Origin of the sequence: Arthrobacter sp. 3Tela_A (assembly GCF_049311025.1) — a bacterium.
Classification (GTDB): Bacteria; Actinomycetota; Actinomycetes; order Actinomycetales; family Micrococcaceae; genus Arthrobacter_B.
The window spans coordinates 26,534-42,444 of record NZ_JAXIOM010000019.1 but is presented as its reverse complement, the minus strand read 5'-3'; the positions used below and the strand labels follow the sequence as shown (position 1 = coordinate 42,444).

The 15,911-nt window shown below is 63.7% G+C and carries 15 protein-coding genes; 5 read left to right on the top strand and 10 right to left on the bottom strand.

Annotated elements, in window-relative coordinates:
• Positions 1-9 precede the first annotated feature (9 nt).
• The 6 genes from TVC13_RS07895 to TVC13_RS07870 all read right to left on the bottom strand — a co-directional run bounded on the left by TVC13_RS07895 (position 10) and on the right by TVC13_RS07870 (position 8,194).
• On the bottom strand, positions 10-1,299 hold the full coding sequence (locus TVC13_RS07895) for an ABC transporter permease (RefSeq protein ID WP_422400669.1): 1,290 nt from the start codon (positions 1,297-1,299) through the stop codon (positions 10-12).
• Positions 1,296-2,663: an ABC transporter permease gene (locus TVC13_RS07890; RefSeq protein ID WP_422400668.1), complete on the bottom strand. Its 1,368-nt coding sequence runs from the start codon at positions 2,661-2,663 to the stop codon at positions 1,296-1,298. The genes TVC13_RS07895 and TVC13_RS07890 overlap by 4 nt, the downstream gene beginning before the upstream one ends.
• Positions 2,660-4,204, bottom strand: coding sequence for an ABC transporter ATP-binding protein (locus TVC13_RS07885; RefSeq protein WP_422400667.1), 1,545 nt, complete (start codon positions 4,202-4,204; stop codon positions 2,660-2,662). The genes TVC13_RS07890 and TVC13_RS07885 overlap by 4 nt, the downstream gene beginning before the upstream one ends.
• 136 nt (positions 4,205-4,340) lie before the next feature.
• Positions 4,341-5,453: a BMP family lipoprotein gene (locus TVC13_RS07880; protein ID WP_422400666.1), complete on the bottom strand. Its 1,113-nt coding sequence runs from the start codon at positions 5,451-5,453 to the stop codon at positions 4,341-4,343.
• A gap of 255 nt (positions 5,454-5,708) precedes the next feature.
• Positions 5,709-6,914 carry an amidohydrolase gene (locus TVC13_RS07875; RefSeq protein ID WP_422400665.1) on the bottom strand — a complete coding sequence of 402 codons (1,206 nt, stop codon included), beginning with the start codon at positions 6,912-6,914 and terminating at the stop codon, positions 5,709-5,711.
• A 128-nt stretch (positions 6,915-7,042) separates the two neighbouring features.
• Complete coding sequence (locus tag TVC13_RS07870) at positions 7,043-8,194, bottom strand: mannose-1-phosphate guanylyltransferase (RefSeq protein WP_422400664.1); 1,152 nt, start codon at positions 8,192-8,194, stop codon at positions 7,043-7,045.
• A gap of 228 nt (positions 8,195-8,422) precedes the next feature.
• Between TVC13_RS07870 and sdhC the strand changes: the two genes are divergently transcribed.
• The 5 genes from sdhC to TVC13_RS07845 all read left to right on the top strand — a co-directional run bounded on the left by sdhC (position 8,423) and on the right by TVC13_RS07845 (position 12,788).
• On the top strand, positions 8,423-8,803 hold the full coding sequence (sdhC, locus tag TVC13_RS07865) for a succinate dehydrogenase, cytochrome b556 subunit (protein WP_422400663.1): 381 nt from the start codon (positions 8,423-8,425) through the stop codon (positions 8,801-8,803).
• Positions 8,804-8,806: 3 nt separating this feature from the next.
• Positions 8,807-9,274, top strand: a complete 468-nt coding sequence (locus tag TVC13_RS07860) for a succinate dehydrogenase hydrophobic membrane anchor subunit (protein WP_422400662.1) — start codon at positions 8,807-8,809, stop codon at positions 9,272-9,274.
• Between the two features lie 63 nt (positions 9,275-9,337).
• Entirely contained in the window at positions 9,338-11,104 is a 1,767-nt protein-coding gene (gene sdhA, locus TVC13_RS07855) for a succinate dehydrogenase flavoprotein subunit (RefSeq protein ID WP_152228749.1), read from the top strand.
• Complete coding sequence (locus TVC13_RS07850; RefSeq protein WP_152228750.1) at positions 11,104-11,880, top strand: succinate dehydrogenase iron-sulfur subunit; 777 nt, start codon at positions 11,104-11,106, stop codon at positions 11,878-11,880. Before sdhA ends, TVC13_RS07850 begins: the two co-directional genes overlap by 1 nt.
• Before the next feature lie 125 nt (positions 11,881-12,005).
• Positions 12,006-12,788, top strand: coding sequence for an alpha/beta hydrolase (locus TVC13_RS07845; RefSeq protein ID WP_422400661.1), 783 nt, complete (start codon positions 12,006-12,008; stop codon positions 12,786-12,788).
• Here the strand turns inward: TVC13_RS07845 and TVC13_RS07840 are convergent.
• The 4 genes from TVC13_RS07840 to TVC13_RS07825 form a co-directional block, all read right to left on the bottom strand.
• Positions 12,785-13,366 (bottom strand): 2'-5' RNA ligase family protein, encoded by a 582-nt coding sequence (locus TVC13_RS07840; protein ID WP_422400660.1) that lies wholly within the window; start codon positions 13,364-13,366, stop codon positions 12,785-12,787. The genes TVC13_RS07845 and TVC13_RS07840 overlap by 4 nt on opposite strands.
• A 6-nt stretch (positions 13,367-13,372) precedes the next feature.
• Positions 13,373-14,401, bottom strand: a complete 1,029-nt coding sequence (gene trpS, locus TVC13_RS07835; RefSeq protein ID WP_422400659.1) for a tryptophan--tRNA ligase — start codon at positions 14,399-14,401, stop codon at positions 13,373-13,375.
• An 8-nt stretch (positions 14,402-14,409) separates the two neighbouring features.
• Positions 14,410-15,258 (bottom strand): exodeoxyribonuclease III, encoded by an 849-nt coding sequence (locus TVC13_RS07830; protein ID WP_422400680.1) that lies wholly within the window; start codon positions 15,256-15,258, stop codon positions 14,410-14,412.
• A gap of 84 nt (positions 15,259-15,342) precedes the next feature.
• A complete protein-coding gene (locus TVC13_RS07825; protein ID WP_422400658.1) occupies positions 15,343-15,855 on the bottom strand; it encodes a hypothetical protein in 513 nt (170 codons plus the stop codon).
• Between the last annotated feature and the right edge of the window lie 56 nt (positions 15,856-15,911).

Below are 15,911 nucleotides of genomic sequence, written 5' to 3'. Positions count from 1 at the left end.
GAGTGCGGATCAGCTCTTGATGTATGGAATGCCGCTGGCCGCCGGCCCGCGCGACTTACCCACAACACCGGCGACGGCGAAGATGGTCACCACGTAGGGCAGCATCGCCAGGAACTGGTTCGGCACCGGAGTACCGAGCAGGCTCAGCACGGACTGCAGGTTCGAGGCGAACCCGAACAGCAGTGCTGCGAACAGGGCACCAATCGGGTTCCAGCGGCCGAGGATCAGCGCCGCCAGGGCAATGTAGCCCTGGCCGGAGGTCATGTCCCGGTTGAAGGAAGAGACCGCAACGAGCGTGAAGAACGCACCGCCGACGCCGGCAACCGCACCGGCGAGCAGGACGTTCCAGAAGCGCATCCGGTTCACGTTCACGCCGAGGGTGTCTGCGGCCTTCGGGTGCTCGCCCACCGCACGGGTGCGCAGGCCCCATTTGGTGTGGAACAGGCCGAAGTAGATAGCAGCCACGGCGATGTACATCAGGTAGCCGATCACCGACTGGTCGAACAGGATCGGGCCGAGGATCGGGATGTCGGAGAGCAGCGGAATCGCAATCTTGTCCAGGCGCGGCGGCGAGTTCCACTTGGCCGAGTCCGCGCTGAGCACGGTGGAAAAGAGGAACCCGGTCAGCCCGGAGACCAGCACATTCAGGACGACGCCGACAATCACCTGGTTCACGATGTACTTGATGCTGAAGACTGCCAGCACCAGCGACACCAGCACACCGGCGATGGCCGCCGCGAAGAGGCCCACAAAAGCGTTCCCGGACAGGGAGCCTGCCACTGCGGCGGCGAAGGCGCCGAAGAGCAGCTGACCTTCAATGGCAATGTTGACGACGCCGGAGCGTTCACACAGCACACCCGAGAGCGAGCCGAAGATCAGCGGGAACGCCAGTGTGAAGGAGCCAGCCAGCAGGCCGTACAGTGCCACACTGGGGCTGCGGGCGCTGCCCACCGCCCAGGTCAGGAACGCGGCGATGAAAAAGACCGCGAAGACGGCGATCAGCCAGGCCGGCACATGCTGGTAGCGGTTGACCAGGATGAACGCGTAGGCGGCTGAGGCCAGCAGCACGACGGCGGAAATCCAGCCCAGCACCGGAGCGGAAACAACGATGTTGGGCAGCTGGATAGCCGCGTCGGCGTCCGTCAGGCGGAACGTGACGTCACTGGACGGGGCACCGAGGCCAAAGGTGATGAAGCCGAGCACAGCCAGGACACCGAGGATAATCGGGGTCTTCCAGCTGCGGATGGCCTGCAGGTCTGCCGGCCGGTCCTTGGAGGCGAGAGTTGTTGCGGTGCTCATGCTGCTCCTTGCGCTGCATCGGCTTTTTTGGTCATGCGCTTGCCGGAGGTCTTGAAGGCTCCGGGCGGCGGGATCCTGAACAGGGACCGGACCAGCGGCGGTGCGGCGATGAACAGGACGATCAGCGACTGGACCACCAGGACAATGTCAATGTTGGTGCCGGTGCTGGTCTGCATGGTGACGCCGCCTGCGCGGAAGGCACCAAAGAGCAGGCCTGCCGCGAAGGTTCCCCAGGGTGAGGAGCGGCCCAGCAGTGCAACGGTAATGGCGTCAAAGCCAAAGCTGGCAGCCACACCCGAGGTGAGCACCTTTTCGGTGCCGGAGACCTGGGCTACACCGGCGAGGCCGGCCAGGGCACCGGCGATCAGCATGACGATCACGTAGCCCTTGGTGGTGTTGATGCCGGCGTTGCGGGCAGCAGCGGGGTTGGCGCCCACTGCGCGGAGCTCAAAGCCCACGGTGGACCGGTTCAGCAGCCACCAGATGAAGACCGTGGCAGCGATGGCCATGATGAAGCCCCAGTGCAGGCGGAAGCCGGAACCGAACAGCGGCGGGAACATGGCGCTCTCATCCAGCTGCGGGCTGATGGGGTTGGTGGAGCCCGGGCGCTGGAATCCGGGCGTGGTCAGCAGGAAGAGCACCAGCTGGATCGCAATGTAGTTGAGCATGATCGTCACGATCACCTCATGCGCTCCGGTCCGTGCCTTCAGCAGGCCGGCGATGCCGCCCCACAGGGCGCCGCCGACGGCACCGGCAAGAATGACGATCAGCAGGTGCAGGCCAACGGGGAGGTGCCAGCTGAAGCCGACCCAGGCTGCCAGGGTGGCGCCGATCAGGATCTGGCCCTGGGCGCCGATGTTGAAGAGGCCCGCACGGAAGGCGAGGGCGACGCCGAGGCCGGCACAGATCAGCGGTGTCGCCACGGTCAGTGTCTGGGTCAGCGGGTAGATCATCCGGGAGAACGTGTCGGCTTCAAAGTTGAAGACCGAGCCCTGGAAGAGGGCCACGTAAGCACCCGACGCCGCGGACCAGGCGGCACCCAGCATGTCGCCGGGCTTGTTGAAGAAGTAGCCTGCGGCGTCCGCGACTTCTTCATCGGTCAGGGCGATGAGCAGGCCGCCCACCACCAGGGCCATCAGCACGGAGAGTACCGACACCAGGGCGTTGCCCGTGACGATGCGGCGCAGGAGGGATTCACTGCCGGTCTCCGGATGGAGTTCGGCCTCGGGCACTGGCACGGCCGGCGGCGGAAGTGCCCCTCCGGCGGTTTCGGCAGCATTCAGCAGCCGAGTCTCATCGGCAGCTGCTTCCTCCTTGCGGGGGGCGGGATCGCCCTGCTGCCTGTTTGCTTCCTCCGGGCTCACTTCGCCCCTCCCTCAATCTCACTCTGGTGCGAAAGTGCATCTTCAGCGCCCATGCCGGCCATCATCAGGCCCAGCACATCGCGCGATGTGTTGCCCGGGACAATGCCCATTAGCCGGCCGCTGTACAGAACGGCAATCCGGTCAGCCAGTTCCAGGACCTCGTCCAGTTCAGTGGAAACGATCATTACCGGTGTTCCGCCGTCGCGCTCTGCCACGATCCGCTTATGCAGGAACTCAATGGATCCGACGTCGACGCCGCGGGTCGGCTGGGAGGCTATGAACAGGGACAGCGGCCGGGACAGCTCCCGGGCCATGACGACCTTCTGCTGGTTGCCGCCGGACAGGGTCCCTGCTGCGGCCTCGGCAGACTGCGTGCGGATGTCGAACTCTTCGATCTTCTCTGCCGCGTTCCTGGCCACGACCGCCGGACGCATGGACAGGCCCTTGGCGAACGGCGCCTTGTTGTAGCGGTTCAGGACCAGGTTCTCCGCGACAGTGAACGTCCCCACGAGTCCGTCCACGCTGCGGTCTTCGGGCACAAAGCCCACGCCGGCGTCAATGATCTGGGCTACGCGCTTGCCGACGAGCTCTTCGCCGTCGAGCTTGATTGATCCCGCGACATGCTCCTGCAGGCCCATGATGGCTTCGGTGAGTTCGGTCTGCCCGTTGCCCTGGACGCCGGCGACGGCGAGGATCTCACCCTTGGCGATTTCGAAGCTGAGGTGGTCCACCACGGCCTGGCCGGTGTCGGAAAGCACCACCAGGTCACGGACCTGGAAGGTTGCCTCGCCCAGCTTGGCGGGCTCCTTCTGCAGGTTCAGGCTGACCGAACGGCCAACCATCATGGAGGCGAGCTCGGTAGTGGAGGCGCTCGGCGGAGCGTCGCCGACCACCTTGCCTCGGCGGATCACGGTAATGACGTCCGAGACGGCCTTGACCTCGCGCAGCTTGTGGGAAATGAAGACTACGGATTTGCCGTCGTCGCACAGCTGGCGCATGATCGCCAGCAGCTCATCGGTCTCCCGCGGGGTCAGCACGGCGGTGGGTTCATCAAGAATCAGGACTTCAGCGTCCCGGATCAGTGCCTTGATGATTTCAACGCGCTGCTGCACACCGACCGGCAGATCCTCAACGACGGCATCGGGATCAACATCGAACCCGTACTGCTCCGAGATCTGCCGGATGCGTGCCCGTGTGGTTTCCAGGTTCAGGGATCCCCCGGCGCGGGTGGTTTCGTTGCCCAGCGCTACGTTCTCCGCAACGGTGAACACGGGCACCAGCATAAAGTGCTGGTGCACCATTCCGATTCCTGCCGCCATGGCATCGCCGGGACCTGAGAAGACAACGGGTTTGCCGTTGATAAGGATTTCGCCCTCTGTGGGTTCGTAGAGGCCGTACAGGACGTTCATGAGCGTTGACTTGCCCGCCCCGTTCTCACCGAGCAGGCTGTGAACCTGCCCCGGCTCGATCACCAGGTCTATGTGGTCGTTGGCAACCAGGGAGCCGAAGCGCTTGGTAATGCCCTTGAGTTCGAGTTTCACAACCCCAACCAATCTGTTTGTGTCTGAGTGTTTGGGTACCCCCAAAGTGAAGGTTACCCGGAACAGAACGAACCGCCGTCCGCCCGGTGGTAGTACATCCGGACGGACGACGGTTCAGGGTTGCTGTCTGCCCTGTTTACTTGGGGCTGGCAGCAGATTCTACGGTGATTTCGCCGGAGATGATCTTCGCCTTGATCTCATCTACAGCGGTCTTGACTTCAGCCGGAACAGCGTCTTCCTGGTCGTGGTACGGAGCCAGCGTGACGCCGCCGTTCTCCAGCGTGCCGATGTACGGCTCGGCGTCGAAGTTGCCTTCGACGTCAGTGGTGATGACGTCCTCTACGGCCTGGCCCATCAGCTTCATGACGGAGGTCAGGATGTACTCCTTGCCGTTGCCGGCGGTCTCGTAGCCGTCGGAGTCGACCCAGATCACCTTGTTGGTGCCGCCGCCCGCATTGGCTTCAACTACGGCGTCCAGCGTACCCGTGCCCACCGGTCCGGCGACCGGCATGATGATGTCGGCGCCTTCGTTGATGAAGTTCTCAGTGGTGGTCTTGCCTGCACCGGTGTTGGTGAAGTCTCCGATGAAGGAACCGGTCTGCTCTGCCTTGTTCCAGCCGAGGACCTCGACGTTGGTGCCATTCTCTTCGTTGTAGTACGCAACGCCGTCGGCGAAGCCGTCCATGAAGATCGTGACAGTCGGGATGTTGATGCCGCCGTAGGTGGCAACCTTGCCCGTCTCCGACGTTCCGGCAGCTACGTAGCCGGCCAGGAATGCAGCCTGGGCGGTGTCGTAGATGATGGGCTTGACGTTATCCAGCTCGATGGAGTTGTCATCGATGATGGCGAAGTGGCTCTCCGGGTTCGCGGCAGCCACTTCCTGGGTGGCGTCGGCCAGGAGGAAGCCGACGGTGACGGTGATGTCGCAGCCGTTCTGGACAACCATGGAGTCAAGGTTCGGGCCGAAATCGGTCTCCGACTGGGACTCAGCCGTCTTGACCTGGATTCCGAGGTCCTTCTCCGCAGCCTTCAGGCCTTCGAAGCCGGACTGGTTGAATGAGCGGTCATCGAATCCGCCGGAGTCCGAAACCATGCAGGCCAGGAAGTCGCCGTTGGCGCTTGCCTCACCGCTGGATGCGGAGTCTTCCTCCGGGGCGGCACCGCAACCGGCCAGCAGAAGCGCCGACGCGCCCAGCATGGCAGCGGATACACCGGCATTGCGCTTGAAGCCGCGCGGGAAATTCTTCAATGTTCCTCCAGAAAAGAAAAGTTTTCCACCGCCTTAACTGCGGCTCGGCCCGCCGGACGGGAAGGCCTTCGCAGGTGCGTGTGGTGCGCGCTCCTTCCCTCATGGAGCGCAGCAAGACCTAACCATAGTGCATGTGTTGCGAACCACTATGCGCAGAAGTGTCCTGGGGAACATTTGTTTACATGTTGTTATCAATCGCGGCACTGTTAAGGGTGCCGCACCGGGTGCCGGAACGGCCGCTGGACAACGCTTGAATCAGCGCCGGAGGCCCCGCGCAGCACGCACCGCGGCAGCCGCCATGACCGAGACACCGCAGCTGATGGCCAGTTCGTCCGGGTTGTAGTCGCCACGGTGCAGGTCGAAGGTTTCCCCTCCCGGCGTGCGGGTACCGAGGCGCATCATGGCGCCGGGGATGGCCTGGGTCATCCAGGCGAAGTCCTCTCCGCCCATTGACTGCGGGGTCAGCACCACCGAGTCCTCCCCCAGCTCAGCACGGGCGGAAGCCTCAATCAGCCCGGTCTCGGCTTCGGAGTTGATGACCGGCGGAACCCCCCGGGTGTGCTCCAGTGCCACCTCCACGCCGTAGGGTGCGGCAACTTCGCGCACCACGTCGTCGAGCAGCTCACCGGCTGCGTGCCATGCTTCGGCGTCAAGGCAGCGCATGGTGCCTGCCATAAAGCCGTGGCCGGGGATGGCGTTCGGGGCTGATCCGGCGTGAATCTGCCCCCAGACAACGGAAACACCGCTGCGGACATCGATCCGCCGGGACAGGATGGCCGGAACACTGACGGCGATCTGGCTCAGGGCGAAAACCAGGTCCTCGGTCAGGTGCGGCCGGGAAGTGTGCCCGCCCCGGCCGGAGAGCTCAATCCGGATTGTGTCAGAGGCGGAGGTGATGGCGCCGATCCGGGTGCCTACCTGCCCGACGTCGACGCGGGGGTCGCAGTGCAGGGCAAGGATCCGCGGAACTCCGGAGAGCACTCCCTGTTCGATCACGGACAGGGCACCGCCCGGCATCACTTCTTCTGCCGGCTGGAAGATCACCCGGATCCGCCCGCCCAGCAATCCCTCGGCGTCGAGCTTTGCCAGCACCCTGGCAGCGCCGAGCATAACGGTGGTGTGGATGTCATGGCCGCAGGCGTGGGCAATTCCGGTGTTCACCGAGGCGTAAGGAAGACCGGTTTCCTCGAGGACAGGCAGCGCATCGATGTCTGCGCGCAGCGCCAGGCCGATCGGGCCGTCTCCAACGTCCACATAGGCGCCGGTGTTTTCCAGCCGCTTGGGCTGCAGGCCCGCAGCTTCAAGCGCCTCGACGATCCGATCCGTGGTGCGGAACTCCTTGTGCGAGAGCTCGGGGTGCGAGTGCAGATCCCGCCGGAAATCGATCAGCTCACCCAGAATCGGAGCAACACTGCCCCGGATAGACGGAACCGGTGAACTGGTAAGTGGGGTTGTCTGCACGTATTCAAGGTTAGCCAACCTGCGCTGGTCTGCGGGAACTGGATGACTTTAAGACTTCCCACGGGCAAAGAAGGTGAGCCGGACAACTGCGTACAGTCGCCCTGGATACGCTCCAGCTAAGGGTTTGCCTACAGGACGTCGGTGTCGCCGCTCGCCTTGAGGTGTTCCACGGCCTTTTTGACTTCCTGGGCGTGGTCCTTGGTCGTCACCAGCAGTGCATCAGGAGTGTCAACTATCACCACGTCCTCAATGCCGATCAGTGCAATTACCCGCTTGGTGTCGGAGACGACGATGCCCGAGGCATTTTCGGAGTAGACGCGCGCGCCTTCCCCCATGACAGTCAGTTCACTGTTTTCCTCGGCCGGGTTCAGCCGGCCGATGGCGGCAAAGTCCCCTACGTCGTCCCAGCTGAAGATGCCGGGGATCATGGCGACGTCGCCGGCCGCTGCGGCAGGTTCAGCCACCGCATAGTCGATGGCAATTTTGGGCAGCGTCGGCCAGACCCTCAGCACCACTTCCCGGCGGTTCTCGGTGTCCCACGCCTCAGCGATTTCCATCAGCCCGGCGTGCAGTTCCGGCTCGTTGGCCAGCAGGTGCTTAAGCATCAGGGCAACCGGGGCCACGAACATGCCGGCATTCCAGCTGTACTTTCCGCTGCGCAGGTAGCCGCGCGCGGTGTCTTCGGAGGGCTTCTCCACGAATTCGACGACGGAGTGGGCACTCGGTGCGCCGTCGATCTCCAGCGCATCCCCGGCCTTTATATAGCCAAAACCCGTGGACGGATGAGTGGGGTGGATGCCGATGGTGACGATATAGCCCTGGGCTGCCGTGTGGATGGCTTCCCGGACGGTCTCCTGGAAGACCTCGACGGGAGTGATTACCTGGTCTGCCGCAAAGGAACCCATGATGATTGAGGGGTCGCGCTGGTACAGGATGGCCGCGGCCAGGCCGATGGCGGCCGCGGAGTCCTTGGGCTCGTTTTCCAGCACCAGGTTCTCCTGCTGGATTTCAGGCAGCTGCGCCAGGACGGCGGCACGGTGCAGCTGTCCGGTCACCACCATGACCCGGTCCTCGGACAGCGGTGCCAGCCGGTCGTACGTCGCACGGATCAGCGTGGACCCGGAACCGGTGAGGTCGTGCAGGAACTTCGGCGCGGCGGCACGGGACAGCGGCCACAGCCTGGTCCCCACTCCCCCGGCCGGAATCACGCCGTAAAAGCGGTCGAATATGTCGGCGCCCGCAGCTGCTGCCGGGTTCACATTTGTCATTTCAGCACTCATCAATGCCAAGGTTAGCTGAGAGTTCCCCTGAGACACGGTGCAGACACGGGTACGTCGCTGCCGCCAGGCACCGCGCAGTGTAAGCCAGGTCACACAGTAGGGGAACCTAAATTGATCCCGTTTCGGACGGGACCTAGATTATGCTTGAGCTATTAAGTGCTCTCGCACCGGCGTCATCACTGCGTGGAAGACACGCTAGCGCCGCTGCGACGCAGGGAGGAAAATTCAGTGTCGAAGTTACCAGCAGGCACGCTTTACCGCGGCCGCGAAGGCCAGTGGTCATGGGTCGCCCATCGGATTACTGGCGTGGTGATCTTCTTCTTCCTTTTGGTCCACGTTCTGGATACCTCGCTGGTGCGCGTGTCGCCCGAGGCCTACAACGTGGTCATCGGAGCGTACAAGAACCCCGTCATGGGCCTCGGTGAGCTTGGCCTCGTCGCCGCCATCGTGTTCCACGCCTTCAACGGCCTCCGGGTGATTCTGATCGACTTCTGGAAGAAGGGACCCAAGTACCAGCGCCAGATGCTCTGGGGCGTCGTCGGTCTTTGGGTTGTGACCATGATCGGCTTCTCCATCCGCCACCTTCCCATCGTCTTCGGGGGTCACTAAGCCATGAGCTCTCCTTCAATTGAGGCCCCCCGGGCCGGACGCATCTCCCCCAAGTACACCCGCAGCGGTTCCGGCAAGGGCAACTTCGAGATGATCGCATGGCTGTTTATGCGCATCTCTGGTGCACTGCTGGTCATCCTCATCTTCACGCACCTCTTTGTGAACCTCATGGTCGGCGACGGCATCCACGCCGTCGACTTCGGTTTTGTTGCCGGCAAGTGGGCCTCCCCGCTGTGGCAGGTCTGGGACCTGGTGATGCTGTGGCTCGCCATGCTCCACGGCACCAACGGCGTCCGCACGATCATCAACGATTACGCGGAGAAGAACTCCACCCGCATGTGGCTCAAGACCGTGCTGTACTCCGCAGCCGTAGTCATCATCGTGCTCGGCACCCTCGTGATCTTCACCTTCGATCCGTGCCCCGCCAACGCGACACTGGACCAGCTGCCGTCCTTCTGCCCCGCTCCCTAGCCGGCAGGCACCGCAGCAACTCCCTTAGAGCTACACACAGTTTCAACAGAAAGAGCATCTGGTATGCAGGTCCATAAGTACGACGTCGTCATTGTCGGCGCCGGCGGCGCCGGTATGCGTGCCGCCATCGAATCCGGACAGCGCGCACGGACGGCGGTACTGACCAAGCTGTACCCCACGCGTTCCCACACCGGAGCAGCGCAGGGCGGCATGTGCGCAGCACTGGCCAACGTAGAAGAAGACAACTGGGAATGGCACACCTTTGACACCGTCAAGGGCGGTGACTACCTGGTAGACCAGGATGCCGCCGAGGTCATGGCGAAGGAAGCCATCGACGCCGTGCTGGACCTGGAAAAGATGGGCCTGCCCTTTAACCGCACGCCTGAAGGCCGGATCGACCAGCGGCGTTTCGGCGGCCACACCCGTGACCACGGCAAGGCCCCCGTCCGCCGCGCCTGCTACGCAGCAGACCGCACCGGCCACATGATCCTGCAGACGCTGTACCAAAACTGCGTCAAGCACAACGTTGAGTTCTACAACGAGTACTACGTCCTGGACCTGCTGACTGTTGAAGACAGCTTCGGCCAGAAGCGTGTTGCCGGCGTCGTGTCCTACGACCTCGCCACCGGTGAACTGCACGTGTTCCAGGCCAAGTCCGTGGTCTTCGCCTCCGGCGGCGCCGGCAAGGTCTTCAAGACCACCTCCAACGCCCACACCCTCACCGGTGACGGCATGGGCATCGCGTTCCGCAAGGGCATCCCGCTGGAGGACATGGAGTTCATCCAGTTCCACCCGACCGGCCTGGCCGGCCTGGGCATCCTGCTCTCCGAAGCTGCCCGCGGCGAAGGCGCGATCCTGCGCAACTCCGAGGGTGAGCGCTTCATGGAGCGCTACGCTCCCACCATCAAGGACCTCGCTCCGCGTGACATCGTGGCCCGTTCAATGGCCAACGAAGTCCGTGAAGGCCGCGGCTGCGGCCCGAACAAGGACTACGTCCTGCTGGACCTGACGCACCTGGAGCCGGCGCACATCGACGCCAAGCTCCCGGACATCACCGAGTTCGCCCGCACCTACCTGGGTGTGGAGCCGTACACCGAGCCGGTCCCCGTCTTCCCGACGGCGCACTACGTCATGGGCGGCATCCCGACCAACATCAAGGCCGAGGTCCTCCAGGACAACGACACCGTGATCCCCGGCCTGTACGCTGCCGGCGAGGTTGCCTGCGTGTCAGTCCACGGCTCCAACCGCCTAGGCACCAACTCCCTGCTGGACATCAACGTGTTCGGCAAGCGCGCCGGCATCTACGCCGCCGAGTACGCGCTGCAGGCCGACTTCGTTGACCTGCCCGAAGATCCGGAAGCAGACACGATCGCCCTGCTGGATGTTGTCCGCAACTCCGAAGGCACCGAGCGCGTTTCCGAAATCCGCCGCGACCTGCAGAACACCATGGATGCCAACATGCAGGTGTTCCGTACGGCCGAGACGATCCAGAAGACGCTCTCCGACATTGCCGACCTGGAAGAGCGCTACAAGAAGATCAACGTGCAGGACAAGGGCAAGCGCTTCAACCTTGACCTGCTCGAAGCCGTAGAGCTTGGTTTCCTCCTGGAACTGGCCAAGGTCATGTCCGTGGCAGCCCTGCACCGCGAGGAATCGCGCGGCGGCCACTTCCGTGAGGACTTCCCGGAGCGCGATGACGAGAAGTTCATGCTGCACTCCATGGCCTACAAGGTCGATGAGGCCGACAACGCCGAGCACACGGCCGGCATCCGGCTCGATACCAAGCCGGTTATTTTCACGCGCTACGAGCCGATGGTGAGGAAGTACTAATGACAACGGAAGTCGCTGAGCCGGCCTCGAAGATTGACCTGGCCGAATCAACTGCCGGTGAAATCCCCTCCTTCGACATCACGCTGAAGGTACGCCGCTACAACCCGGAGATCTCTGACGAGGCTCACTGGGACGAGTGGACGCTGACCATGTACGGTACGGACCGTGTGCTGGATGCCCTGCACAAGGTCAAGTGGGAGCATGACGGCACCGTTTCCTTCCGCCGTTCCTGCGCCCACGGCGTCTGCGGCTCCGATGCCATGCGCATCAACGGCCGCAACCGCCTGGCCTGCAAGACCCTGCTGAAGGACCTGGACACCTCCAAGCCCATCCTCGTTGAGCCCATCAAGGGCCTGCCGGTGGAAAAGGACCTGATCGTGGACATGGAACCGTTCTTCCAGTCCTACCGCGAGATCATGCCCTTCCTGGTCTCCAAGGGCCACGAGCCGACGAAGGAACGCCTGCAGTCCGCCGAGGACCGCGAACGTTTCGACGACACCACCAAGTGCATCCTCTGCGCTGCCTGCACGTCCTCCTGCCCCGTCTTCTGGACCGACGGACAGTACTTCGGCCCGGCCGCGATCGTGAACGCACACCGCTTCATCTTCGACTCGCGTGACGACGCCGGAGACATGCGCCTTGAAATCCTGAACGACAAGGAAGGCGTGTGGCGCTGCCGCACCACCTTCAACTGCTCGGAAGCATGCCCCCGCGGCATCCAGGTCACCAAGGCCATCTCCGAGGTCAAGCAGGCCATCCTGAACCGCTCCATCTAGTTCAGCGGCTTAGCCCGCTTCACAAGGCGGAGGAACCGGATTCACTTCCGGGTCCTCCGCCTTTTGCGTGCCCGCGCCCTTTTATCCTTCCCGGGAACCGTGCAGGCAGCAGATAGGGTTGTTCCATGCCAGAGTTCGAATCTGTAACCTTCCCCGGCGTCAACGGCACCACCCTTGCCGGCACCCTGGACGTTCCGGACGGGAATGCCCTCGGCTGGGCCGTATTCTGCCATGGTTTTGCCCTCGGGAAGAACAGCGCCGCTGCCTCCCGCATCTCCAAGGCGCTGGCGGAGCGCGGCATTGGTGTACTGCGTTACGACGCCGCCGGGCTGGGCCGTTCGACCGGCTCCTGGGAGGACGGATCGTTCACTACCAAGGTTGCCGATCTGCACAACGCCATGGATTTCCTGCGTTCCTCCGGCCGGCCGCCGAGCCTGCTGATCGGCCATTCCCTTGGCGGTGCCGCTGCCCTCGCGGCCGCGCCCGGCGAAGACTCCCTGGCCGCACTCGTGACCATCGGCGCCCCGTTCCGGCCCTCCCACGTAGCCCACCTGTTCGAAGATGAGCTGGAGACAATCGCCGCCCGGGGAGAGGCCGACGTCGAGCTGGGCGGGCGTACCCTGACCATCCGCCACAACCTGGTGGAAGACCTGCACAGCCATGACCTGCGCGGATGCATCGAGTCCCTCGATCTGCCGCTGCTGGTGATGCACTCCCCCACCGATGAGACCGTGGGAATCGAGAACGCGTCGGAGATCTTCAATGCCGCACGGCATCCGCGCAGCTTCGTCTCGCTGGAAGGCGCCGGCCATCTGATGCCGGACAGGGAACAGACCTCCCGGGCAGCGGAGATCATTGCCGCGTGGGCGGGACTTTACCTCCGGCAGGCCCGGGAAAGCGGTTCCTAGCCCAACAGGCGCATTTCCTCGCGCAGGACCCACAGGCCGTGCGGATCGTGTTCAAACACGCCGATCCGGTCAACGCTGAAGCTCGCCCGGTAATCCCGCAGAGTCTGGACTGCGTTATCCATGCTGGCCTCGGAAACGTCGTGGGCCACGGTGACGTGCGGGTGGTAGGGGTACGGAATCTGGTGGTCCAGCGGGCCCGACTGCAGCTGTTCGTGCAGGTTCGAGCACTCCCGGAAACCGTCCTCTACCTGCACGTACACCACCGGGGTGACGGGCCGGAAGGACGCCGCGCCGCGCAGGGTCACGGTGAAGGGCGCCTGGGCGGCCGTCACTTCGCGCACGTGTTCCAGGGCAGAGGACCAGTCCGGTGCCGGCGTCGTGGTCACCAGCGTGATGTGGGCTGGGATGACCGACGCCATCGGGTCCCCGAAGGAGGCCCGGGCACGCCTGAGCTCCGAGGCCATGGGCTCAGGAACCGGGATCACAATCCCCACCCAGCAAGGGCTTTCGGGCATCCGGCCGCTGCCGCCGCGTGCTGCGCCGGATGAGGTCTGGACGGTGGAGTTCGTGTAGCCCATGAGCGTTTAGCGGGCGGTGGAACCCAGTGGGAGGAAACCGATCTTCTCGTACACATCGGCAAGTGTAGCCGACGCCGTTTCCCGGGCTTTCAGCGCGCCCTTGGCCAGCAGCCGGTCCAGCTCCGCCGGATCATCCAGCAGCGCCAGGGCCCGCTCCCGGATGGGACGGATGTGCTCGGTAACAACTTCTGCCAGGTCAACCTTCAGGTGTCCGTACATCTTGCCTTCGTACTCCTTCACCAGTGTGTCGATGGTTCGGCCGCTGATCAGTGAGTAGATGGAGAGCAGGTTTGAGATGCCGGGCTTGGTGTCCCGGTCGAACCGGATCTCCGTGCCGTCGTCAGTCACGGCGGACTTGATGCGCTTGGCAATCATCTTGTCCGGATCCAGCAGGTTAATCAGGCCTGCCGGAGATTCCGCTGACTTCGACATCTTTGCCGCAGGGTTCTGCAGGTCGTAGATCTTTGCGGATTCCTTTTGGATGAAGGCTTCCGGCACCGTGAACGTCTCTCCGTAGCGGGAGTTGAACCGCTTCGCGAGGTCCCGGCTGAGTTCCACGTGCTGGCGCTGGTCCTCGCCCACGGGCACACCGTGGGGCTGGTACAGCAGGATGTCCGCAACCTGCAGGATGGGGTAGGTGAACAGGCCAACGCTGGCGGCGTCAGCTCCAAAGCGCTGCTGCTTGTCCTTGAACTGCGTCATCCGCGACGCCTCGCCGAAACCGGTGAGGCAGTTCAGCACCCAGGCAAGCTGTGCGTGTTCGGGAACCTGGGACTGGACGAACAGGGTGGCGTTGTCCACGTCCACGCCGCCGGCGATGTACTGCGCAGCGGTCACGCGGGTGCGCTGCCGGAGGTCCGCCGGGTCCTGCGGCACGGTGATCGCGTGCAGGTCCGGAATGAAGAAGTAGGCGTCGTACTGCTCCTGCAGGCGCACCCAGTTCACCAGGGCACCCAGGTAGTTGCCCAGGTGCAGTGAATCCGCGGAGGGCTGCATTCCGGAAAGGATGCGCTGGCGGGCGGGTGTCTGCGTCATGTTTTGCCTCAGAACTTGTAGTCGACAACCACGGGGGCGTGGTCGGAGAAACGGGCGTCGTAGGTAGCTGCACGGTCGACGACGGCGCTGACGGCACGGTCGGCGAGGGCGGGAGTGGCCATGTGGTAATCGATGCGCCAGCCGGCGTCGTTATCGAAGGCCTGTCCACGCCAGGACCACCAGGTGTAGGGACCGGGCACTTCTCCGGCAAGCTTGCGGGCTACGTCCACGTAGCCGATCTCGTCGCCGAAGAACCGGTCGAAGTACTCACGCTCTTCGGGCAGGAACCCTGCACGCTTTACGTTGCCCTTCCAGTTCTTGATGTCCAGGGTGGTGTGGCCTACGTTGAGGTCTCCCACGATCAGGGCGTAGTCGCTGGTGGCCGCGAGCACCGGCAGCCGGGCCGCCATGACGTCCAGGAAGCGGTACTTGTCATCCTGTTTCGGGGTTCCGGCTTCGCCGGAGTGCACATAGGCGCTGACCACGGTAAGCAGCTTTTCCTCGCCGTCGACCGGGATCTTGAAGTCTGCTTCCACCCAGCGTCCGGAGAGGGCGAAGTAGTCCTCTCCGATGTGTTGCCGCACGGCAACCGGCTCTGCGCGGGAGACGATCGCCACACCGGCGCGGCCCTTGGCCTCTGCCTCGGCGTGCAGAATGTGCCAGTCGCTGCCCAGGAGCTCGCGGACAATCGCGTCGGGAGCCCGCACTTCCTGGAGGCACAGGATGTCTACGCCGCGCTCGGCGAGCCACTCTGCCATGCCGCGCTTGTATGCGGCCCGGATGCCGTTGACGTTGACGGTTGCGATCCTCAGTGTTGACGATCCGCTTTCAGGGCTGGAGTCCCCAGTCGATTCCATGCTCACGCCAAATACCTTACCCCTCAGTAGCTTTCGTTTCCGGCGGTGCCGCCGGGCGCGTAATGATGCGCTCTTCCGTGCTGCCTAGTCGACTACAGTGCCTTCGACCGGACCGCCGTCGTCCTTCTTCATCATTCCGCGGGCGTTGTGCGCCGTGATCTCGATGGTCTCGATGGCGCGGGCAACCTGGTCAGCGTCGGTGCCGAGGTTGTCGCGGATCACCTTGGACTGGACCTGGATGATCTTGAAGCTGTGATCAAGCTTCTCGTCGCGGATGAGGGTCGCCTCATCCATGACCTCCACGGACGGGGCTGCGCCGGACGCACGGTTCAGTGAGTCCTGTGCCTGGGCGAGCTTGGCGCCGGCCTTGCGGGCCGCGCCGCGGATGCTGAAGACAACAAATGCGAACAGCAGCAGCCAGCCCAGGGAGATGATCACCACCAGCCAGCCAACGACGTCGTTCTCATTAGCGGCGAAAAGCACGGCAACAATGAACACGAAGACCATGACAGTGGTCCCGATCGTGGCCATCTGGCGGCTGATACCCCGGCCGGGATTGCTTGCTGACGGCGTCTTGCCGTTACGGATGGACTGCATAAGCTCATTCTCTCAAATTTTCGGAGTGTCTCCTTCCGACTTACCCCCACGGCGAA